Raw genomic sequence first — 19,799 nt, 5'->3', positions numbered from 1 at the left:
AGTCCTCTTACTTACTAGTGGTGAACGATGGGTGAGGTCAGCGGTTCAGGGGCTCTACGATGTAGAGGTCCTCTGCGGCATGAGCCTCGCCGGACTCTTCCGCTGAGGGGAAGAGGTCCTCGGTGAACAGGGATCGCCTCTCGATCTCCGTGCCATGTTCCCGCGCCAGGGCGGTGAACAACGCGATAGACGCATCATTGTCTGCGGTGATGGTCGTCTCCAAGCGGGTCGCGCCAGTGCGCTGAACCAACTCGAAGAGCATCTTCTTCGCCAAACCTCGGCCACGGAATGCCGAGTCCACAGCCACTTGCCAGATGAACAGCGTCTCCGGGTCCGACGGCTTGCGATACCCGGAGATAAATCCTGCTGGTTCTGCTTCCACATCGGCGATCACGCTGGAGGAAGCAAAGTCCCGTGCCCATAGGAGGTACGCGTACGGCGTGTTGGTGTCCAGCACTCCGGTCCCCTTGGCAAGCCGCCAGAGGTCCGCACCGTCGGCCACCGTAGGGGCACGGAGGATTATGAGTTCATCTGCGTGGGCAGAGCTGTCGTCGGCATTCATCCCTGACCACATTAGCAAGTTCCGCCGGGAGAGGAGGAGGCCGTACCGTTTTCCCGGCGGACTCCCAGACTGCCGCGGGTGGCCTCAGCCTAGCTTTGTAGAACCCGGAGAACGACTCACGATTGGCTGTGAGTGTGCTCTGACCTGGTGACATGTGGTGATCACGACGGTAGCGTCAGGTGTGTACCGTTCCCGAGCGAAAGGAGATCCCATGGGTCTCGGCGACAAATTTGACGCAGCCAAAGACAAGGTCAGCGGCGCGACGAAGGAAACGACCGGAAAAGTCACTGACAACCAGCAGCTGCAGGGCGAAGGCAAGGCGCAGAAGCTGAAGGGCAAAGGCAAGGACACCGCGGAGTCCGTCAAGGACGCCAAGGGTCAGGCTGAAGGTGCGCTGTTCGGCCGCGACGACGACCAAGACAACCGAGACAACCAGCTGTGAGTGGAGCCTGCGCTCCACGCTGACCGATGGTGTCGGGTTCACCTCAGGGGACCCGACACCATCGTGTTTAAGTTCTAGATCGTTGACCTGCAGAGTGGTGCCGAGGCCGGGCAGCCGGTGACCGGCGGGATCCACTCTGGGCGGAGCACCCAGCGCCGTCTGGTGTGAGATGATCGCCGATGTGAAGGCCTACGCCGGCTACCTGTTCGACCTCGACGGCACCGTGTACTTAGGGGACAAGCTGCTGCCGGGTTCGCACGAGCTCATCACCACCCTGCGCCAGCAGGGGCGCAAGACGCTCTTCCTGACCAACAATCCCACGCGGAACCGGCAGATGTACGCCCAGAAGCTGGAGAAGTTGGGGATTCCCACCTCGACCAGCCACATTGTCAACACCGTGGTCACCATGGTCGCCTGGCTGCGCAGGGAGGTCCCCACGGCCACTGTGTTCGTCATCGGCGAGGAGCCGCTGGAGCGTGCCATCCGGGAGGCGGGCCTGCGCCTGAGCGATAATCCCGAGGAAATTGACATTGTCGTGGCCAGCTATGACCGGGGCTTTGACTACCAGAAGCTCCAGATCGCCTTCGACGCGCTCTGGATGCACCGTCGTGCCCGACTGGTCACCACCAACCCCGACGCTTACTGTCCCTTCCCTGGTGGACGGGGAGAGCCCGACGCCGCCGCGATCGTGGCCGCGATTGAGGCCTGTTCCGGGGTGAAGTGCGAAGTCAATGTAGGTAAGCCTGCACCGGTGATGCTGCAGACGGCTCTGGACATCCTTGACCTACCGGCTGCAGATTGCGTGATGATTGGCGACCGGCTCTCCACCGATATTGCCATGGCTGTGGATGCCGGCATGGATTCCGCCCTGGTGCTCACTGGCGAGGCGACACCTGAGATGGTCGAGGCCTTGCCCCCGGAACGACGCCCGACGTGGTTGCTGGAACGCATCGACGACCTCCTGACCCCACTGCCCCGCAGCTGACTCCAATGACCGCCTACTCCAGGTCAACGCCCACTTTGGCGATGCAGTGTTCGACCTCACCCAGGAGCCACTGCGCGCCGGTTACGCGCACCTGGGCCTGCAGCTGCGGCCCGAGACGGTCGGTGGCGTTACGGTACAGACGTCTTCCTCACCGGTGGAGCCTATCCAGCCGCTAGTGTGTTCCTGACCGTTGGTCGAGATGCGAATCGAAAGAAAGAAGGGACCCTTGCCATGTCTGGAGACTCTGGGCTGCCTCCCGCGCCCCGCGTAGCTGTCGTTGCCGCCCGCTGGCACGGGGATATCGTCGGTCAGGCGGTGCAGAGCTGTGAGTCGCGGCTGGCCGAGAGCGGAATCACGGAGGTGGAGACGCTTTGGGTCCCCGGGGCATTCGAGATCCCACTGCTGGTGCGGCGTCTGGCGCTCTCCGGTCAGTTCAGCGGCATCGCGGCGGCCGCCCTCGTGGTCGACGGAGGAATCTACCGCCACGAGTTCGTGGCCACCACGGTGGTGGATGCGCTGATGCGCATCCAGTTGGAGACCGATGTGCCGGTCTTCTCCGGTGTGTTGACCCCGCACCACTTTCATGAGCACGCCGAGCACCACACTCAGTTCTACCGGCACTTTGTGACCAAGGGAAGAGAGCTGGCCGAGGCGATGGTTTCGACTCTGGCGATCCTGTCCTCGGTGCCGCGCTGAGCCCGTCGGCGAGGCGCGTGGTCACCGCATCATGAGGGCAGCCAGTGCCAGCAGCTGGTCCTCAGTGCCGTGCTTCCCGATCAGCTGCACCGACCAGCTGAGACCGTCAGCGCTGGTGTGCACCGGCACATTGATCGCTGGCAGACCCAGCACATTGGCCACCGAGCTGTACGGGGTGAAGCGGCACTGCTGCACATAATTCTCCTCCGGTGCCATCGAGGAGAACCAGCCCACTTCCGGGGGTGCGGTGGCCAGCATCGGAGTCATCAGCAGGTCCCACGGCCCAAAGATGTCATGAGCATGGTCGGCGAATTCCTGCAGGGCAGCGATCGAGGCTGCGGTGGACGCTTCGGCGCGGGAGCGTGCTGACTCCACGAAGTACCGCGTCAGCGGTTCAAGCTGCTGCTCCTGCTCGTTGCTCAGCCGCACAGCTGCCAGGCGCGAGGTCCACAGCGTTTGGAAGTCCTGGTGATAGCCCTCCACCCAGAAGCGTTCCGGACCGGTGCAGCTTTCTGTGCCCTGGATGTGGTGTCCTCCTGCCGCCAGGGCGGAGACCCCCTCCTCGAGGGCCACGTAGGCGTCCTCAGCCAGGACGATGTCGAGGTCCGGGGAGAAGGGTGACTCTGTGGTCACTCCCACCCGCAGCGGGTCCAGTCCGCGCGCCAGCGCCTGCTGCACAGTGGTCTGCGCGGCAGTGCCCTGCTGTGCCATCACATCGAACAGCAGCGCGGCCTCGGCGGCGGTGGTGGCGATGGGCCCGGAGGTGACGAGGTTCCGGACCGAGAGCGAGGGATCGTCGTCGGGCATCCTGCCGCGGCCCGGTTTCAGACCCACCAGCCCGCAGGCTGCCGCTGGAATACGAATGGACCCGCCACCGTCGCTGCCCGGAGCCAGCGGAATGATCCCCGCCGCCACAGCGGCCGCCCCACCACCGGTGGAGCCCCCAGCGGTGCGGTGTGGGGCCAGCGGGTTCCGTGCCGGCTCGGCCAGCTGATTCTCCGAATAACAGGGGAGCCCAAACTCCGGCACCTGGGTCTTGCCGATGCTGATCGCTCCGGCGCGGTGAACTGTGCGGGCCAATGGGGCATCTTGGGGAGGAACGGACGCCGGAACGGCGGCACTGCCGAAAGTCAGGGGCAGTCCCGCCACGGGCACCAGGTCTTTGAACCCCGTCGGCAACCCCAACAGCGGAGCTCTGCGGAAAACCTCCGGCACCGCAGTGAACCGGCGCAGCAGTGCCAGCGTCCGGTCCTGCTGCTCAGCCCGGGCCAGCGCGAGCTCCCGGTCCAGGTGGATGAAGGCGCCCACGTCATTGCGCGCAGCAGCAGCAAGGGCTGTCGAGGTCAGTTCCACACAGGAGGCCGCGCCGGTCTCCAGCGCACGGCGCCAGCGCAGTGCGGTGCCACCGCCCACCCCAGTGCGGGAAAAATTAGTGGTGTCCTCGGCCTGCTCCATGACTTCACCCTATGGAATTTCGGCCCGCACCGCAGGCATTGAGCAGTTTCTCGGACTAATGTGGAGGTATGGCCGATTTCGAAACCGTTCCTGCCGCGGAGGTCCCCGCCGAGGCTGCGGTGCTGGACGTCCGTGAGACATACGAGTTCCTCCCCGGCCACGCTCCGGGCGCGGTGCACATTCCGGTGGATGACATTCCCGCGCAGTTCGAGCAGGCGCTTGACCCCGACGAGGACTACTACGTGATCTGCCGCACCGGCGGCCGCAGCGTCCAGATCGCTGCGTGGCTCACCGCCAAAGGCTACTCGGTGTTTTTCGTCGCTGGAGGGTACGACGCCTGGATCTCCGCTGGCCACCCCCTGGAGTCCACTACCGGTGAGGAGCCGCGGATCCTGTGAGGTATTCCTATCTGGGTCCTCCCGGGACCTTCACGGAAGCTGCGCTGCTGCAGATGCCTGGTGCCGAAACCGCTGAGCGGCTGCCAGCCTCCAGTGTGTTGGCAGCCCTGGCCATGGTCCAGGACGACGACGCCGACGTCGCCGTGGTGCCCATCGAAAATTCGGTGGAAGGTGGAGTCACCGCCACCTTGGACGCGGTCTCAGTGGGGCACCGCCTGCATATCACCGCTGAGGCGCTGGTGCCGATCACGTTTGTGCTGGCCTCGGCCGTGCCGATGCCGGTGGAGCACGTGCGGTCCATTGCCACCCACTCCCACGGCTGGGCCCAGGTTCGCGGCTGGGCAGAGGCGACTGTTCCGCAGGCAGAGTTTGTGCCGGCGTCGTCGACTGCTGCTGCCGCGCACGGTCTCACTCGCGATCCGGCCATCGCCGATGCGGCAGTGTGCGCGCCCTTGGTGGCTGAGCAGTTGGGGCTGCACATCATCGCCCGCGAGATTGAAGACGTTCCCGGGGCGGTGACGCGGTTTGTGATGGCAGCCAGGCCGGGGCCTGTGCCTGCGATGACCGGTGCGGACAAGACCACTGTGATGATCCCCCTGCCCGAGGACCATCCAGGAGGCCTGATGGAGATCTTGGAGCACTTCGCCACCAATGGGGTCAACATCTGCCGGATCGAGTCACGCCCCACGGGCTTCGGCATGGGGGACTATTTCTTCTCCATGGATTTAGAAGGCCACATTGCTGAAGCACGCATCGCCGACGCGCTTGCCGGGATTCACCGCATCTCCCCGGGGATCAGGTTCCTCGGGTCCTACCCCCGGGCCGACAATAAGCCGCAGCAGGTGGGCCCTGAAGTCTCTGAAGCAGCGTTCACCGCCGCCCACCAGTGGATTGACTCACTGCGCAGCTGAGGCCCCGGCTTCCGCCTCCACCGCAGCGGCGAACTCCTCCATGGAGGTGAACTCGGCACCGTAGGTCCACTGTGCGCTGGGCTCCGGGGTGGCGCCCCAGCCCGGGCGGTCATGACGGCGGTTGATCCATACGGAGTCGAGCCCAAACTTTTCGGCGGGCACGTGGTCGTGGAAGAGGCTCTGCGCCACATGCAGAAGGTCACTGTGCTGTAACTGGCGCTGCTTCAGCCAGTCCAACAACGCCTCAAAGTGCGGCGCCGCAGGCTTATACGCTCCCACGTCCTCGGCGGTGATGACAGCGGCGTACTGGCCCGCCAAATGCTGATTGCTGCCGGCGAAACCGGCATGATGCACATTGGAGAGGATGACGAGGTCAAAGTGCTGACCGAGCCGCCGCAGCGCCTCTGCTGAGTCTGGGAACGCTGGCCAGTCAGGCACCGAACTGCCCATCCGTTGAGCCCATTCGGCGTGGACCGGCCGGCCCAGCTGCTGACCTGTACGCTCAAACGCTGCCGCCAACACCTCCGGGTACAGACTCGACGGGCGCTCCTGCATCACGACCGCCTCACTTGCCGCATAGGCCCGCAGGAGGTCCTCATCGTCCAGGCTTAGCTCCTGTTCATCCGCCCACGGCCGGAGCACGCCCAGGAGGCCGGTTTCCCAGTCGATCAGTGTGCCGTAACAGTCGAAGCTCAGCACCCGGTACTGCGTGAGGTCCTTCATCACTGCACTGCTCCTTGGTGAGGGTGATCGAGCACAGTGGGGGAGACCCCGTGGACCACCAGTGATTCATGATCCACGCGGGCGGAAACACTGATGACGTCCCCCACCGCGTCACCGTCGATCTGGAAACGCATCGGTTCGGCCATGGTCAGTCGACCTGTGCGAGCCTGGCGGACCTTCATCACCGGGATATCTGCCGAATAGCGGAAGGCAGTCTTGGCAATCACCCGGGCCCAGTCCAAGGCGTGCCGAGGGGTGAAGAGAGCAACGTCCATATGGCCGTCGTCGAACATCGCCTCCGGGATCAGCCGGATTCCCGCCTGCAGTGTCCCGCAGTTGGCCAGCAGCACCGAACGTACCCGGTAGGTCTCAGGCTCACCGTCGTCGAGCTTCACCGACAGGGTCTTGCGTGCACCCAGGACGTGGCGCAGCCCGGCCTCGCCGTAGGCCAGCCATCCGGCCCGGGCCTTGAGCACCTCCCGGGTGTCCTCCATGACCTCGGCGTCCAGTCCGCCCCCGGCAATGACCAAGCTGATTTCCTGTTCGGACCGTCCGCCGGGACGCCTGAGCTCCAACTGCAGGGTATCCACTCGGTGCGCGGTCCCGTGGATGGCTTCCGCGGTGCAGGCGGGGAGATCGTGGTACGGCAGCCCGATGTTCCGGGCGAACAGATTGCCGGTGCCCAGGGGGATGATTCCCAGTGCCACGTTGGTTCCCGTCAAGGCGGAGGCCACAGCCCGGACAGTGCCATCCCCGCCGACCGCGATCACCACATCGCAGCCGTGTTCCACTGCGCGCTGCGCCATGGCCCTGCCCGGGTCCTCCGCAGTCGATGCTTGGACGAACGGTTCAGGCATGCCCGCCTCCGCGCACGCCCGGTGCACCAGTGTGGTGACCTGCTCGGCGTTGTCCTTGCTGACATTGACCACCACTCCGACCAGCCGGTCCTCGGGGCGCTTGGGATGGGCGGCCACCGCGGCGGTGATTTCGGCCCGCTGCTCCAGCTCGCTGACCTGGTGCTTCAGTCCCCGTACCCGGCGCGCCAGCTGAATGATGACAATCCCCAGCACCACCACCAGGACCAGTGCCGCAGCGATGATCCACCCATAGTCAACCGTCATGACATAGAGCCTAACGGGAGCCACCGAGATTGGCCGCGGCCAGCGCGGGAGATTCCGGCCCCGCGGCGTACTAGGCTTACCACTGTGATTGACATCAAGGACCTCATCGCCCAACCCGACAAATACCGCGCGAGCCAGCGAGCTCGCGGGGCCGATGAGTCTGTGGTGGACGCTCTGTTAGAGGCATCCCAGGCTCGTTCCCGCGCGCTGACCCAGTTCGAGACACTGCGCGCTGAGCAGAAAGCGCAGGGCAAGCAGGTCGCCCAGGCCCAGGGTGCGCAGAAGCAGGAGCTGCTGGAGCAGGTGAAGCAGCTGGCCTCAGATGTGAAGGCAGCTGAAGCCACCGCCGACGCCGCCGCAGCCCGCCTACGCCGCATCCAGTCATCCTTCCCCAATCTCATTCACGACGGTGTACCCGCCGGCGGAGAGGATGATTTCATCACCCTGCGCACCGAGGGGTCGCCCCGAGACTTCGAGGCGGAGGGCTTCGAGCCCCGGGACCACCTGGCTCTGGCGGAGCTGCTGGGCGCGGTGGATATGGAGCGCGGCGCGAAGGTGTCGGGTTCGCGCTTCTACTTCCTCAAGGGGCCGGGCGCGCGGCTGGAGCTGGCCATCATGCAGATGGGCCTCGACCAGGCGGTGGAGGCTGGCTTCACCCCCATGATCACCCCGACTCTGGTCCGGCCCGAGACGATGGACGGCACCGGATACCTTGAGGCCCACGATGACGTTTATCACCTCGAGCGCGATGACCTGTATCTGGTCGGGACCTCGGAAGTCGCCCTCGCCGGGTACCACGCCGACGAGATCCTGGACCTCTCCGCGGGCCCGTTGCGCTACGCGGGGTGGTCCACCTGCTACCGGCGTGAAGCTGGGTCGCACGGCAAGGACACCCGCGGCATCATCCGTGTCCACCAGTTCAACAAACTGGAAATGTTCGTCTATTGCACCGCCGCGGAGTCCAAGGCCGAGCATGAGCGGCTGCTGGCGTGGGAAGAGCAGATGCTGGGCAATCTGGAGCTGCCCTACCGCGTCATCGACACCGCTGCCGGCGACCTCGGCCTCTCCGCGGCCCGGAAGTTCGACTGCGAGGCGTGGGTGCCGTCGCAAAAGACCTACCGGGAGCTGACCTCCACCTCGGACACGACGACCTTCCAGGCCCGCAGACTCAACATCCGTGAGCGCACGGTGCGTGCCGATGGGGCCAAAGGATCCACCCAGCCCGTGGCTACGCTGAACGGCACCCTGGCCACCACGAGGTGGATCGTCGCCCTGCTGGAAAATCACCAGCAGGCTGATGGGTCGGTGCGCGTCCCCTCCGCGCTCCGCCGGTACATGGGCGGCTTGGAAGTCCTGGACCCGCAGTAGGGTCCATTCAGCAGACACTCAGGCAGCGTCCACCTTTCCTCGATAGCAAAGACACCAGAGCTTAAGGAGCGGCCAGGCAAGGCCAGCCTCATCTTGCTGGCACCGCCTCTTCTGAGTTACTAAGATTTAGGTGTGACGCCGACAGAGCGCCGGCGCACTGTTCGCGCATCGAAGGAGTGTCAAGATGAGTAAGACTGCTGATTACACGGTTCCGGGTCTCGGCAAGGCCAACGGCGAGGAGATCGCAGGCCTGCTGCAGGACCGTCTGCATGCCCTCAATGACCTGCAGCTGGTGCTCAAGCATGTGCACTGGAATGTCGTGGGACCTAACTTCATCGCGGTCCACGAGATGCTGGACCCGCAGACCGCCCAGGTCCGGGAATTCGCCGATGAGATCGCTGAGCGGATCGCCACCCTGGGCACCGCGCCCTCCGGCCTGTCCGGGGAGCTGGTCTCCGAGCGCCGGTGGGAGGACTACCCGCTGCACAAGGCCTCTGTGGAGGACCATCTGGCGGAGCTGGACAAGGTCTACACCGGTGTCATCGAAGACCATCGGCAGGTGCTTGGCAAGGTCGGCGACACCGACCCGGTGACTGAGGACCTGCTGATCGGCCAGACGAAGGAGCTGGAACTCTTCCAGTGGTTCATCCGCAGCCACGGCGAGAAGCTCACCGCTTAGGAGCTCAAAGCTTCCCCGCTTCCTCAGAGGCGACGACGCTGCCATGCATCGATGGCGGCCTCGTCGCCTCTTTTGCGTCCTAGAGGTTCTTGGTGACGGATGCGAGGTGGTCCTGGTCTTGCCGGAAGTTAACAACGCGTCCTGGTGGTGGAATGTGTCGCTTGACACATCTTCCCAGGCTATTTAGTCTTTCGGAAAGACGAAAACGAATCACACCCCGCACAGGGAGTCTCCTCGACCGTCCGGAACACATTCCACGCCGTTGCCTCTCACTCACTCGCTCCATCTCGCACCAATAAGAAAGGACTACGCCATGCCGCGTACTCTGACACTGCGCGCCGGCACCGCCGGTATCGCTTCCTTCTCACTGTTCGCCCTGGCTGCCTGTGGTGGTGGGGATGAGGAAGCCTCCGCGTGGATTCTCACCGGTGGTGGCTGGCCCGCTATTGAGGAGGATCTTGAGCGTTTCAACGAAGACCGCGAAGCTGAGATCGACGTCGAAGCACTCGAAAATGACGCCTACAAACAGCAGATCCGTACTGCCGTGGGCTCCGGAGACGCGCCGACAATGATCATGTCCTGGACTGGTGGTGCCCTGCTCGAATACGTCGAGCAGGACCGAATCATCCCCCTCGATGGGAACACCGGTGAGTTAGATGACCGTGTGTACGAATCGGTATGGCAGAACGGCGTGGTGGATGACTCCGTCTACGCCGTTCCGCTGAACGACGTGCAGCCTGTGGTCATGTACTACAACCAGGAAGTCCTCGACGAGCACGACTTATCCCTCCCCGAGACCTGGTCTGATGTCGAGGACATAATTGATGCACTCGGGGACGTTGAGGATGTCGACGCCTTCTCCCTGGCTGGCGGCTCCGTCTGGCCCGCCTTCATGTGGCTTGCCTACCTCACCGATCGCCACGGTGGCGAAGAGGTGTTCCAGGCTGTTGTCGAAGGTGAGGAGGGCGCCTGGGACCACGAGTCCATCATCTGGGCGTTGGAGACAATGCAGGATCTGGGCGACGCTGGCTTCATCCGCGACTACAACGCCGTGGACGCAGGTCAGAATGAGGACGCCCAATTGCTGGCAGACGGTAGGGCCGCCTTCTTGCTGCAGGGCTCTTGGGTCTATGCCACCATCAACCAGGACTTCCCGGAATTTGCGGACTCCGGTAACTTCGGCTTCACCGAGTTCCCCGTGCTCGAGGAGGGCGCTGGCGACCCGAGCAACATTGTCGGGAACCCAGCCAATTTCTGGTCAGTCTCCGCCGACGCCACAGAGCAGGAGCAAGAAGTTGCCTTCGACTACATCTCAGAGCACCTCTACAACGACCAAGCCGTCGACGAAATGCTCGAGGCAGGATCGCTGCCTCCGCTGAATGACATCGGTGACCGCATCGAAGGATCCGAGGCGGAAGAGTTCTTGAGCTTCGCCGATGAGCTGGTCGGCAGCGCCAACCACTTCCAGCTCTCCTGGGATCAGGCCATCAGCCCCTCGGAAGAACAGGCCTTCGGCGATAACGTTGCGGCAATCCTCCAGGGGAACATGACCCCTCAGGAGTTCGTAGACAGCATGAACTCTCAGTAATCCTTCAGATGCTGCTGCGCCGACGCGAAAGAAGCTGAGTCGAGCTCCATGACTACCATTGCCTCACACATCGTCAACGCCCAGGGCAAGGTGAATGGGAAGCGCCGTCAGGGACCGACATTCCTGATGGCGCTTCCCGCAGTCCTATTCTTCGGACTCTTTGCCTTAGTTCCCCTTGGTGGAGTGCTCGCCATTTCCTTCATGGAATGGAACATACTGGGATCTCCATCCTGGGTGGGTACTGATAACTGGGACACCGTGATCAACGATCGGCCCTTCACCTGGCGCGCTCTGACGTTGACCCTCATCTTCGTCGTCGGCTCCTATCTCTTCCAGGCGCCCATCGCCCTGCTGCTCGGGGTTTTCATGGCCGGTCAGCAGAAGTACCGAGCGTTCCTATCAGTGCTGTACTTCCTGCCCCTGCTCTTCTCCTCCGTCGCAGTCGGGCTGACCTTTCAATCGTTATTGAGTCCCTACTATGGGATCTCTGCCGCACTGCCCTTCGACTGGCTCCCCAGTGACTGGCTGTCCAACAGCGACATCGTGATGTACGTGATGATCTTCGTCGTCGGCTGGTGTTTCATACCGTTCCACGCGCTCCTTTACCAAGCCGGTGTCCGGCAGATTCCCGCCGATATGTATGAAGCCGCCACTATTGACGGTGCGGGCAGGGTGCGGCAGTTCTTTTCCATCACGTTGCCACAGCTGCGCTATACCATCATCACTTCGTCTACGTTGATGCTGGTCGGGTCATTGACATACTTTGACCTGATCTTCGTGCTCACCGGCGGGCAGCCACAAAACGCCGTGCGTATCCTTCCGCTGGACATGTACATCACCGGCTTCAGCGCCAACAACCTGGGCCACGCATCCGTGATCGCCGTCATTTTGGTGGCGATCGGGCTCACGATGTCCTTGCTGCTCAACAAGTTTTCTGGGTCCACGAAAATGGAATCTGATAAGGCAGGTGCCTAACCTATGCCCCACGCTGCATCCACCGAATCCAGAATTCCCACCGCCGGGACCGCCCTGGACCCGAAGCAACCTGACGGCGGCGTCGTCGGCCTGCCCCGTCCCGCGGCCCGCCGGCCCCAGGGGCGCAAGACCGGTGAAAAGCCAAACATCCTTGCGGGGACTCTCGGATGGGTGTGGCTAGCGGTCATCATTCTGCCGATCTATTACATCGTCATCACCAGCTTCCGGACCAGCCAGGATCTACGGGCGAACAACCAGCTGATCCCCTCCTCGCAGCCCACTATTGCCCCCTTTATCCGGGTTATCGAGAACGACTTCTTTCACTTTTTCTTCAACTCAGTGGTCGTCACGGCCTCCACGGTTGCTGTGGTGCTGGCACTGTCACTCATGGCTGCCTACTACATCGTGCGCTCGACCTCATTCGGCGGAACCAGGCTGTTTCAACTGATCCTCCTCGGTATCGCCATCCCGGTCCAGGCGACCATCATCCCGGTGTATTACCTGATCCGGCAGCTGGGCCTGTACGACACATTGTGGGCGCTGATTCTGCCCCAAATTGCTTTCGCGATCCCGCTCAGTGTGCTCATCATCGTGAACTTTGTGCGTGATATCCCCAACGAACTCTTCGAGTCCATGCGGGTCGACGGAGCCGGGGAATGGAAGATCCTCTGGTCCCTGGTACTGCCTATGGCCAAACCTGCACTGATGACAGTGGGCATCTATCAGGCCCTTCAGGTGTGGAACGGGTTCCTCTTCCCGCTGGTGCTCACCCAGTCCCGTGATGTGCGGGTGCTGCCGCTGTCACTGTGGGAGTATCAGGGCCAGTTCGGCATCGACGTCCCCGCCACACTGGCGGCGGTGGTGCTCTCGGCGGTACCTCTGTTCATTGCTTACGTTGTGGGCAGGCGCTACATCGTGGCAGGCCTGACCGCGGGATTCAGCAAGTAAGTGATCTGCTCGCACCACCACCGTTGACTCAGCGGCCCATTCTGCCGCTCCGGCGCCGGTTTCTCAGCCAAAGTAGCGCCACGACAGGCCACTGAACGATGACCATACGAAGGAGAAGACCACATGGGTCAGCCAGAGACCGGACCATGGAACGACGCTTCGCTGTCCGTTGACCAGCGTGTGGAAGCACTCCTGGGGCGGATGACACTTGAGGAAAAGGTCTCTCAGCTTGGTTCGCACTGGGAGATGCGTCAGGAGGAAGAATCTCAAGGTGAGGTAGCTCCGATGGAGGAGGCGATGTCCTCCGGTAAGCTCCCTTTCGCTGAGGAAATCCTCAACGGTGAGGGGCACCTGACGCGCACCTATGGGACCACCCCGGTCTCGGTGGCGGAGGGCGCCAAGGACCTGCGTGAGCGCCAGGCCGCCATCATGGCGAGCAACCGCTTCGGCATTCCGGCCATCGCTCATGAGGAGTGCCTGACGGGTTATACCGCCTATCAGGCGACCGTCTACCCCACTTCGCTCGCCTGGGGCGCGACCTTCAATCCGGAGCTGATCCAGGAGATGGCGGCCGCGATCGGCCGGGACATGGGAGCTACCGGCGTCCACCAGGGGCTTGCCCCGGTGCTCGACGTGGTGCGCGACCCTCGCTGGGGCCGGGTTGAGGAGACCATCGGTGAGGATCCCTACGTCATCGGCACGCTGGCCACCGCATATGTCAGAGGACTCCAGTCGGCGGGGGTCATCGCCACGCTGAAACACTTCGCCGGATACGCAGCCTCACGCGGAGCTCGGAACCACGCGCCGGTGCACATGGGCCGACGTGAACTGCTGGACCTGATTTTCTTCCCCTTTGAGATGGCTCTCCGGGAAGGTCAGGTCGGCTCGGTGATGAACTCCTACTCGGATCTCGACGGTGAGGCACCCGCGGCCTCGAAATGGCTGCTGACCGACGTCCTGCGGCAGGAGTGGGGTTTCCAGGGCACGGTGGTCGCTGATTACTGGTCGGTGGCATTTCTGGAGAAGATGCACCGGGTCGCCGCCGATCAGGAGGAAGCCGCCCGGCTGGCGATCTCCGCGGGACTGGACATCGAGTTGCCGCATACCGGGGGGTACCGGACCCTCGCCGCACAAGTTCGCGAAGACCGGTTGGAAGAGGCCGTGCTGGACCGCTCGGTGCGGCGGGTTCTCACGCAGAAGGTCAAGCTGGGGATGCTCGAACCCGGCTGGGAACCGGAGATCGACGAGGCTGTAGATCTGGATTCTGATGCGAACCGGGCTCTGGCTAGGAGGGTGGCTCAACAGTCGCTGGTGCTGCTGAAGAATAACGGCACCCTTCCCTTGGACCCCAGCGCTGCGGGCCGCGTGGCAGTACTCGGCCCCTCGGCTGATGACCCGCGCACCATGATGGGGTGTTATTCGTTCCCTAACCATGTGCTGGCCAAGTACCCTGCGGGCACGTTCCCGCATAAGGGCATCGGCGTTCCCATGCCGTCGATTCTGGACGCACTGCGTGAGCGTCTCTCCCACGTCACCCATGAGGCCGGCTGCCCCATTGTGGAGTACGACGACGCCAACATCGCCGGGGCTGCGAACGCGGCAGCTGAGGCGGATCTCGCCGTGGTCACCGTGGGGGATCTGGCAGGTATGTTTGGCGCCGGCACCTCCGGTGAGGGCTGCGATGTGGAGGACCTCAAGCTCCCGGGTGCCCAGCAAGAGCTCGTTGAGGCCGTCCTGGCTACCGGAACCCCCACGGTGTTGGTGGTGATCTCCGGACGTCCCTACGCATTGGGCGAGGTGGCTGACAGGTGCGCAGCCATCGTGCAGGGATTCTTCCCCGGCGAGGAAGGCGGCCCCGCCCTGGCGGACCTGCTCACAGGGGCGGTGGAGCCCACCGGGCGCCTGCCTATTGGGGTCCCGGCCCGTCCCGGAGGCCAACCCACGGGATACATCGCAGCTCCCTTGGGCCAGAACAGCCAGGGCGTCTCCAACCTGGATCCCACACCTCTGTACCCCTTCGGCCACGGGTTGAGTTATTCCGCGGTGCACTACACCGACTTTCAACTGGAGTCAGCTGAGCTGGCTGTAGACGGATCCGTCAATGTCTCGGCCACGGTGCACAACACCGGGCGGCGCCCGGCCGCCGAGGTGGTGCAGCTCTACTTCGGCGATCGCCATGCCCAGGTCGCACGCCCGGTCCGCCAGCTGCTGTCTTATGCGCGTGTGGAATTGGCACCGGGGGCGTCTAAGAAGGTCACTTTCTGGGTCCACGCTGACAGGTTCGCATTCAGCGGGGTGGACTACACCAGGATCGTTGAGCCGGGAATCATCGATCTCTGGATAGGTCCCTCCGCCGGTGACTTGCCGCTGGCCGGGGAGATCAACCTGGTAGGGGAGACCCGCCGGGTCAACGGCCCCAGGATCCTCGTCACCCCGGCGCACATCATCTAAGACGCATCCGGTGGGTTCAGGTCCGTCCGCTCAGCGGCCTTCGGCAAAGAGATGGCGGCGTTGACTGTAGCGCTCGCGGACGAACTGTGTGGGCTCAGCAGTGCAGACGGTGACCTCAGAAGTCTCCCATTCAGGTGGGGTGGCCGAGCCTGCCAGCACCCAAGCGGCCTGACGCGCGGCGCCGTCGGCCACATACTCCCCGGCTCCCGGGACCAAAATGTCGCGTTCCAAAATCGCCGGTGCAATCTGCTGGACGGCCGGGTTCTTGGCCGCCCCGCCGATCAGCCGGATGGAGTTCACCGGGACGCCCATATCGGTCATCGCTTTGAGGCCGTCGGCCACTAGGCACAAGAGCCCCTCCACGGCAGCCCGGGCCACGTCCTGGGGGTTCATCGAAGCCAGGGACATGCCCAGGAGGGAGCCCGTGGCGTGTGGCAGATTCGGGGTGCGTTCGCCCTCGAGGTACGGGACCAGAGTCATCCCATGTGCTCCCGGCTCTGCAGCCAGCGCCAGTGTGGCCAACTGGCGGTGATTAACCCCGAGCATCCGGCAGGCTCCGTCGAGCACCCGGGAGCCGTTGAGCGTCACTGCCAGGGGCAGGAATTCCCCTGTGGCGGAGGCAAAGCCGGCGATTTTCCCGGTGGGGTCCTGCACCGGCGTGGGGGAGGTTGCGGCGACCACTCCGGAGGTACCGAGGGAGATAGAGACATCCCCGGTGCTCATCCCGACCCCGAGCGCGCCCATGGCGTTATCTCCGCCCCCGGGGCCCAGTACCAGGTGTCCCCAGCCGCGTGAAGAGTCGCCGGAGCCCACAGCTTCCCCTGGAGCGGCCACACGCGGAAGCACCACGCTGCGAGCCTGCGCCTGAGGTATCCGCAGAGCACAGGCCAGCAGCTCATACCGGTATTCACCTGTCGACGGGTCAAAGTACCCAGTCCCCGAGGCCTCCGAACGGTCGGTGACCAGGTCCGCCAGATGGTGGGAGCCGGACATCTTCCAGGTCAGCCAGTCGTGAGGAAGAGCCACGGCTGCGACTCGTCCCGCGTTCTCCGGCTCGGTATCTGCCAGCCAGCGCAGCTTGGTGATTGTCAGCGATGCCACCGGGACTGAGCCCACCATCCGAGCCCAGGTCGCTTTGCCCCTGGCTCCTTCTCCGTACTCATTGACCAGCTGCTCCGCCGCCTCAGCGGAACGGGTGTCGTTCCACAGCAGAGCGTCACGAATGACCTCGCCGGAGGCATCTAGCGCCACCATGCCGTGCTGCTGGCCACCCACGGCAACGGCGGCGACGTCGCCTAGCCCACCTGCGGCGTCGATCGCGCCAAGCAGCGCCTCCCACCACGCGTGTGGGTCCACCTCTGTGCCTTCAGGATGCTGCGCGGACCCGGAGCGGACAAGCCGTCCGCTGTCGGCCTCCCGGATCACCACCTTGCAGGACTGTGTGGAGGAATCGATGCCGGCGACGAGCGTCACAGGAACTCCTTTAGTAGCGTGGTGCGGGCGGTCCAGTCTGGGGGCTCAGCCGATTAGGTGCTTCAGCGCCAGTTGGTTCAGCTGCACAAAGCCAAAGTTCCGTTCTGCTGCCTTTTCCACGTCAAACTGCTCATAGGCTGAGGGATCCGCCAGGAGATCGCTGAGGGACTCACCTTCAGCAAGGGTAGGCTCGGCCAGGTCAAAGATGCCGGCCGTCTCGAACGCAGCCTGCACCTCAGGGTCAGCGCGGTAGGCTTTCGCCTTGTCGGCAAGCATGGTGACCATCTCGGTGTTAGCCCTGGCGGAGTCCCAGATTCCCTGCACGTAGTCAGTTCTGGAGGGCTTGTAGTCGAAGTGCAGCCAGCCGTCGTACGTCGGTCCACCATTGGGAAAGCCATTGGTCAGCAGGTCAATGGTGAAGAAAGCCGAAGTCAGGTCACCATGGCCGAACACCAGGTCCTGGTCATACTTGATCGAACGCTGACCGTTGAGGTCAATGTGGAACAGTTTGCCGGCCCAGAGTGCCTGTGCGATGCCATGAGTGAAATTCAGCCCCGCCATCTGCTCGTGTCCGGTCTCTGGGTTCAGCCCCACAATGTCACCGTGTTCCAACTCAGCGATGAAGCCTAGTGCGTGCCCGATAGTCGGAAGAAGGATGTCGCCGCGCGGCTCATTGGGCTTCGGCTCCAGGCCGATGCGTAAGTTGTAGCCTTTCTCCTTGATGTAGGAGGCCACCGTGTCAATGCCCTCTGCATAGCGAGCATGGGCAGCGTTGAGGTCCTTGGCGTTGTCATACTCCGAGCCTTCGCGGCCGCCCCACATGACGAACGTCTCGGCACCGAACTCCGCTGCCCGGTCCACGTTGCGCAGCAGTTTCCGCAGGCCGAACCGGCGGACAGACCGGTCGTTGGAGGTCAGTCCGCCGTCTTTGAAGACGGGGTGGGAGAAAGTGTTGGTGGTCAGCATTTCTACTTTGAGGCCCACCTGGTCTGCCGCCTCTTTGAACCGGGAGAAGTACTTCTCCCGCTCGGTGTCGTCAGTGCCGAACGGGGCGACGTCGTCATCGTGGAACGTCACTCCGGAAGCCCCGGCCTCTTTGAGCTTGGGCAGGTATTCCCAGGGCTCGAACGCAGGACGAGAGGAGGAGCCGAACTGGTCCTGCGCTGTCCAGCCGACGGTCCAAAGGCCGAAGGACAGTTTGTAGTCTGAAGGCGAAGACGCCATGGGGTTCCTCCAAAAGGCTCGGGTGTGGCGTTGTGCGGCCACCAAGTATGGGGAAGGTGTGACGTGGCCCGCATTTTGTTTCTAGATAAAACCTAATTGCTGTGGGGGCTAAGATCAAGTCTGTGATGCGGAACGGTTCTGGTTCGTTGGCGCGCCTGGGCAGGCGTTCACCCACCCGCGACCTCGCACGCCCGGGGGCGCGGCAGGAGAGTCTGCGGGAGGCGAACCTCCTGCTCATTACTGAGGAGATCTTCGCCTCCACCGAGCCTCTCTCCCGTGCCGACCTTTCTGTCCGCACCGGCATGACCCGGTCCACAGTCTCCCGTTTGGTGGAGGATCTGCTGGCGGCTGCGATTGTCCGCGAAGGCTCCCCCCTCATCGGCCCCTCCCGAGGTCGGCCGGCTGTGCCACTGATGCCCGCACCGCGGACCCTGGCGGGCCTCGGGGTCGAGGTCAATGTGGACTTCATGGCGGCCAGGGTGCTTGACCTCACCGGCAGCGTGCTTGCCGAGGCGATGGTGGAAGGTGACTTCCGGTCCTCAGACCCGGCGGAGGTGCTTGGCGCAGCTGGCGACTTGGCCGTGCGGGTCGCAAAAGAGGCCGGAGCCACCGGTGCAACCGTCGTTGGCACCACCCTTGCGCTCCCGGGCTTGGTCGCCGAGGATGAGCGTTCCCTGCTCCTGGCGCCGAACCTGGGCTGGATCGACGTCGACGTCGTCGATCTGTTATGTGCCTCCGCGCCCGAAGGTGTGTTTGGGCAAAGTGTCCGGGTCGCCAATGAGGCCAAGCTGGCGGCGTTGGCAGTCGCCCAGGAACTCACCGAGGTTGACGGTGAGGAACAGACGTTCCTCTATGTCTCTGCGCAGATGGGCATTGGCTCGGCGGTGGTCATCAACGGGATCGTGGAAGCGGGCCCGCACGGCTGGGCCGGGGAGCTGGGGCACATTTCGGTAGAGCCATCTGGACCGGACTGCAGCTGCGGCTCCAATGGGTGCCTGGAGGTTTACGCTGGAAAACACGCTCTACTAGAAGCTGCGGGACTTCCAGCGTCCGCCACTGCAGAGGACCTGATTTACCTCGTCAAGTCCGGATTGGGGCACCCTGAACAGCTGCAGACTCAAGCCGAGGAGGCGCTCAGTCGCGCCGGGTGGTCGCTGGGGATCGCGCTTGCGGGGGCGATGAATGTATGGGACGTGCACGACGTGGTCCTCGGCGGGGAGTTCGGACCGTTGACTGACCTGTTGCGCCCACATATCGAACAGCAGCTCCAGCGTCGAGTGCTTGCTGCCCGCTGGGTGGAGTTCCGGGTCAGGGAATCGGGGACGGGGCCGGCACCTGCCACCAGCGGAGGGGCAATGCGGGCGCTACGCGCAGTCCTCGACGCCCCCGAGGCATGGGTCCCGACCAGCTGAGGGACCGGCACCCCGAAACGCCCTGAGCCCACGCCGGCTCTCATTGGCCAAATCTGCCGCTTCAACGTGTCATTTTGCGCGTAATTAGCAGCATATTCGGCCAGTGGGCCGTGGCCAGGGAATCAGTGGCGAGTGGGCCGTGGTCAGGAGGTAAGTGGACGGTTGCCCGTGGCCAGGGCTCAGTAAGGCCGGGCACCCGGGCCGGACGGCTGGGCCGGCGCGGGTCCTGAGGCCTCGGCGCTTTAGAGGTTGAAGGCCTCGAGTGAGTAGCCGACTCGGTGCCACACTCCGGGTTCGAGCTCTATGAGGTTCTTCCCGGAGTTGAAGGCGTTGGGTGGGCATGTCATCGGTTCCACGGCGACACCTGCCCGGTTGAGGCTCTCCCCGG

General features: G+C 63.8%; 18 protein-coding genes. 12 read left to right on the top strand and 6 right to left on the bottom strand.

Features of this window, described 5'->3' with window-relative positions; genetic code table 11:
- Window positions 1-37 precede the first annotated feature (37 nt).
- Window positions 38-562, bottom strand: coding sequence for a diaminobutyrate acetyltransferase (ectA, locus tag FEF27_RS11375; protein WP_138171017.1), 525 nt, complete (start codon window positions 560-562; stop codon window positions 38-40).
- A 211-nt stretch (window positions 563-773) separates the two neighbouring features.
- Here ectA and FEF27_RS11370 point away from each other — a divergent pair, with 211 nt between their 5' ends.
- The 3 genes from FEF27_RS11370 to FEF27_RS11360 all read left to right on the top strand — a co-directional run bounded on the left by FEF27_RS11370 (window position 774) and on the right by FEF27_RS11360 (window position 2,685).
- Complete coding sequence (locus FEF27_RS11370) at window positions 774-1,004, top strand: CsbD family protein (protein ID WP_138171016.1); 231 nt, start codon at window positions 774-776, stop codon at window positions 1,002-1,004.
- Between the two features lie 169 nt (window positions 1,005-1,173).
- Entirely contained in the window at window positions 1,174-1,989 is an 816-nt protein-coding gene (locus FEF27_RS11365; RefSeq protein WP_138171015.1) for an HAD-IIA family hydrolase, read from the top strand.
- A 231-nt stretch (window positions 1,990-2,220) separates the two neighbouring features.
- Entirely contained in the window at window positions 2,221-2,685 is a 465-nt protein-coding gene (locus tag FEF27_RS11360) for a 6,7-dimethyl-8-ribityllumazine synthase (RefSeq protein ID WP_138171014.1), read from the top strand.
- 21 nt (window positions 2,686-2,706) lie between these two features.
- On the opposite strand, the gene FEF27_RS11355 is transcribed toward FEF27_RS11360, so the two are convergent.
- A complete protein-coding gene (locus FEF27_RS11355) occupies window positions 2,707-4,140 on the bottom strand; it encodes an amidase (RefSeq protein ID WP_138171013.1) in 1,434 nt (477 codons plus the stop codon).
- 68 nt (window positions 4,141-4,208) lie between these two features.
- On the opposite strand from FEF27_RS11355, the gene FEF27_RS11350 reads away from it, so the two are divergent.
- Together FEF27_RS11350 and pheA are read left to right on the top strand one after the other, a co-directional pair.
- Window positions 4,209-4,538: a rhodanese-like domain-containing protein gene (locus FEF27_RS11350; protein WP_138171012.1), complete on the top strand. Its 330-nt coding sequence runs from the start codon at window positions 4,209-4,211 to the stop codon at window positions 4,536-4,538.
- Window positions 4,535-5,449: a prephenate dehydratase gene (pheA, locus tag FEF27_RS11345; RefSeq protein WP_138171011.1), complete on the top strand. Its 915-nt coding sequence runs from the start codon at window positions 4,535-4,537 to the stop codon at window positions 5,447-5,449. Before FEF27_RS11350 ends, pheA begins: the two co-directional genes overlap by 4 nt.
- On the opposite strand, the gene FEF27_RS11340 is transcribed toward pheA, so the two are convergent.
- Entirely contained in the window at window positions 5,435-6,172 is a 738-nt protein-coding gene (locus FEF27_RS11340; RefSeq protein WP_138171010.1) for an HAD-IA family hydrolase, read from the bottom strand. The genes pheA and FEF27_RS11340 overlap by 15 nt on opposite strands.
- The gene (locus tag FEF27_RS11335) at window positions 6,172-7,293 is read right to left on the bottom strand and encodes a diacylglycerol/lipid kinase family protein (RefSeq protein ID WP_138171009.1); all 1,122 of its coding nucleotides are present in this window, start codon (window positions 7,291-7,293) and stop codon (window positions 6,172-6,174) included. The genes FEF27_RS11340 and FEF27_RS11335 overlap by 1 nt, the downstream gene beginning before the upstream one ends.
- Window positions 7,294-7,377: 84 nt before the next feature.
- Between FEF27_RS11335 and serS the strand changes: the two genes are divergently transcribed.
- From serS to FEF27_RS11305, 6 genes are all read left to right on the top strand, one after another.
- Window positions 7,378-8,661, top strand: a complete 1,284-nt coding sequence (gene serS, locus FEF27_RS11330) for a serine--tRNA ligase (protein ID WP_138171008.1) — start codon at window positions 7,378-7,380, stop codon at window positions 8,659-8,661.
- Between the two features lie 184 nt (window positions 8,662-8,845).
- The gene (locus FEF27_RS11325) at window positions 8,846-9,340 is read left to right on the top strand and encodes a Dps family protein (protein WP_138171007.1); all 495 of its coding nucleotides are present in this window, start codon (window positions 8,846-8,848) and stop codon (window positions 9,338-9,340) included.
- Between the two features lie 313 nt (window positions 9,341-9,653).
- Entirely contained in the window at window positions 9,654-10,928 is a 1,275-nt protein-coding gene (locus tag FEF27_RS11320; RefSeq protein WP_138171006.1) for an ABC transporter substrate-binding protein, read from the top strand.
- 48 nt (window positions 10,929-10,976) lie between these two features.
- Window positions 10,977-11,903 (top strand): carbohydrate ABC transporter permease, encoded by a 927-nt coding sequence (locus FEF27_RS11315; protein WP_138171005.1) that lies wholly within the window; start codon window positions 10,977-10,979, stop codon window positions 11,901-11,903.
- 3 nt (window positions 11,904-11,906) lie between these two features.
- Window positions 11,907-12,851, top strand: a complete 945-nt coding sequence (locus FEF27_RS11310) for a carbohydrate ABC transporter permease (RefSeq protein ID WP_138171004.1) — start codon at window positions 11,907-11,909, stop codon at window positions 12,849-12,851.
- Window positions 12,852-12,974: 123 nt separating this feature from the next.
- Window positions 12,975-15,302 (top strand): glycoside hydrolase family 3 N-terminal domain-containing protein, encoded by a 2,328-nt coding sequence (locus FEF27_RS11305; protein ID WP_138171003.1) that lies wholly within the window; start codon window positions 12,975-12,977, stop codon window positions 15,300-15,302.
- Between the two features lie 30 nt (window positions 15,303-15,332).
- On the opposite strand, the gene FEF27_RS11300 is transcribed toward FEF27_RS11305, so the two are convergent.
- The gene (locus FEF27_RS11300; RefSeq protein WP_138171002.1) at window positions 15,333-16,775 is read right to left on the bottom strand and encodes a xylulokinase; all 1,443 of its coding nucleotides are present in this window, start codon (window positions 16,773-16,775) and stop codon (window positions 15,333-15,335) included.
- A gap of 45 nt (window positions 16,776-16,820) precedes the next feature.
- Window positions 16,821-17,999, bottom strand: coding sequence for a xylose isomerase (gene xylA, locus FEF27_RS11295; protein ID WP_138171001.1), 1,179 nt, complete (start codon window positions 17,997-17,999; stop codon window positions 16,821-16,823).
- Window positions 18,000-18,124: 125 nt separating this feature from the next.
- Here xylA and FEF27_RS11290 point away from each other — a divergent pair, with 125 nt between their 5' ends.
- Window positions 18,125-19,411 carry an ROK family transcriptional regulator gene (locus FEF27_RS11290; RefSeq protein WP_138171030.1) on the top strand — a complete coding sequence of 429 codons (1,287 nt, stop codon included), beginning with the start codon at window positions 18,125-18,127 and terminating at the stop codon, window positions 19,409-19,411.
- Window positions 19,412-19,799 lie beyond the last annotated feature (388 nt).

The organism is Nesterenkonia sphaerica (assembly GCF_005771565.1).
GTDB lineage: Bacteria > Actinomycetota > Actinomycetes > Actinomycetales > Micrococcaceae > Nesterenkonia > Nesterenkonia sphaerica.
Note: the sequence above shows the minus strand (reverse complement) of the source record. Positions and strands in the feature narration are given on the sequence as shown.

Excerpts from the sequence above, each read along its gene's own strand:
- FEF27_RS11335 (WP_138171009.1), bottom strand. The coding sequence starts at position 7,293 with ATGACGGTTGACTATGGGTGGATCATCGCTGCGGCACTGGTCCTGGTG.
- FEF27_RS11370 (WP_138171016.1), top strand. The coding sequence starts at position 774 with ATGGGTCTCGGCGACAAATTTGACGCAGCCAAAGACAAGGTCAGCGGC.
- FEF27_RS11310 (WP_138171004.1), top strand. The coding sequence starts at position 11,907 with ATGCCCCACGCTGCATCCACCGAATCCAGAATTCCCACCGCCGGGACC.
- FEF27_RS11290 (WP_138171030.1), top strand. The coding sequence starts at position 18,125 with ATGCGGAACGGTTCTGGTTCGTTGGCGCGCCTGGGCAGGCGTTCACCC.
- FEF27_RS11360 (WP_138171014.1), top strand. The coding sequence starts at position 2,221 with ATGTCTGGAGACTCTGGGCTGCCTCCCGCGCCCCGCGTAGCTGTCGTT.
- FEF27_RS11320 (WP_138171006.1), top strand. The coding sequence starts at position 9,654 with ATGCCGCGTACTCTGACACTGCGCGCCGGCACCGCCGGTATCGCTTCC.
- xylA (WP_138171001.1), bottom strand. The coding sequence starts at position 17,999 with ATGGCGTCTTCGCCTTCAGACTACAAACTGTCCTTCGGCCTTTGGACC.
- FEF27_RS11355 (WP_138171013.1), bottom strand. The coding sequence starts at position 4,140 with ATGGAGCAGGCCGAGGACACCACTAATTTTTCCCGCACTGGGGTGGGC.
- FEF27_RS11305 (WP_138171003.1), top strand. The coding sequence starts at position 12,975 with ATGGGTCAGCCAGAGACCGGACCATGGAACGACGCTTCGCTGTCCGTT.
- FEF27_RS11365 (WP_138171015.1), top strand. The coding sequence starts at position 1,174 with ATGATCGCCGATGTGAAGGCCTACGCCGGCTACCTGTTCGACCTCGAC.
- FEF27_RS11315 (WP_138171005.1), top strand. The coding sequence starts at position 10,977 with ATGACTACCATTGCCTCACACATCGTCAACGCCCAGGGCAAGGTGAAT.
- FEF27_RS11350 (WP_138171012.1), top strand. The coding sequence starts at position 4,209 with ATGGCCGATTTCGAAACCGTTCCTGCCGCGGAGGTCCCCGCCGAGGCT.
- ectA (WP_138171017.1), bottom strand. The coding sequence starts at position 562 with ATGAATGCCGACGACAGCTCTGCCCACGCAGATGAACTCATAATCCTC.
- FEF27_RS11325 (WP_138171007.1), top strand. The coding sequence starts at position 8,846 with ATGAGTAAGACTGCTGATTACACGGTTCCGGGTCTCGGCAAGGCCAAC.
- FEF27_RS11340 (WP_138171010.1), bottom strand. The coding sequence starts at position 6,172 with ATGAAGGACCTCACGCAGTACCGGGTGCTGAGCTTCGACTGTTACGGC.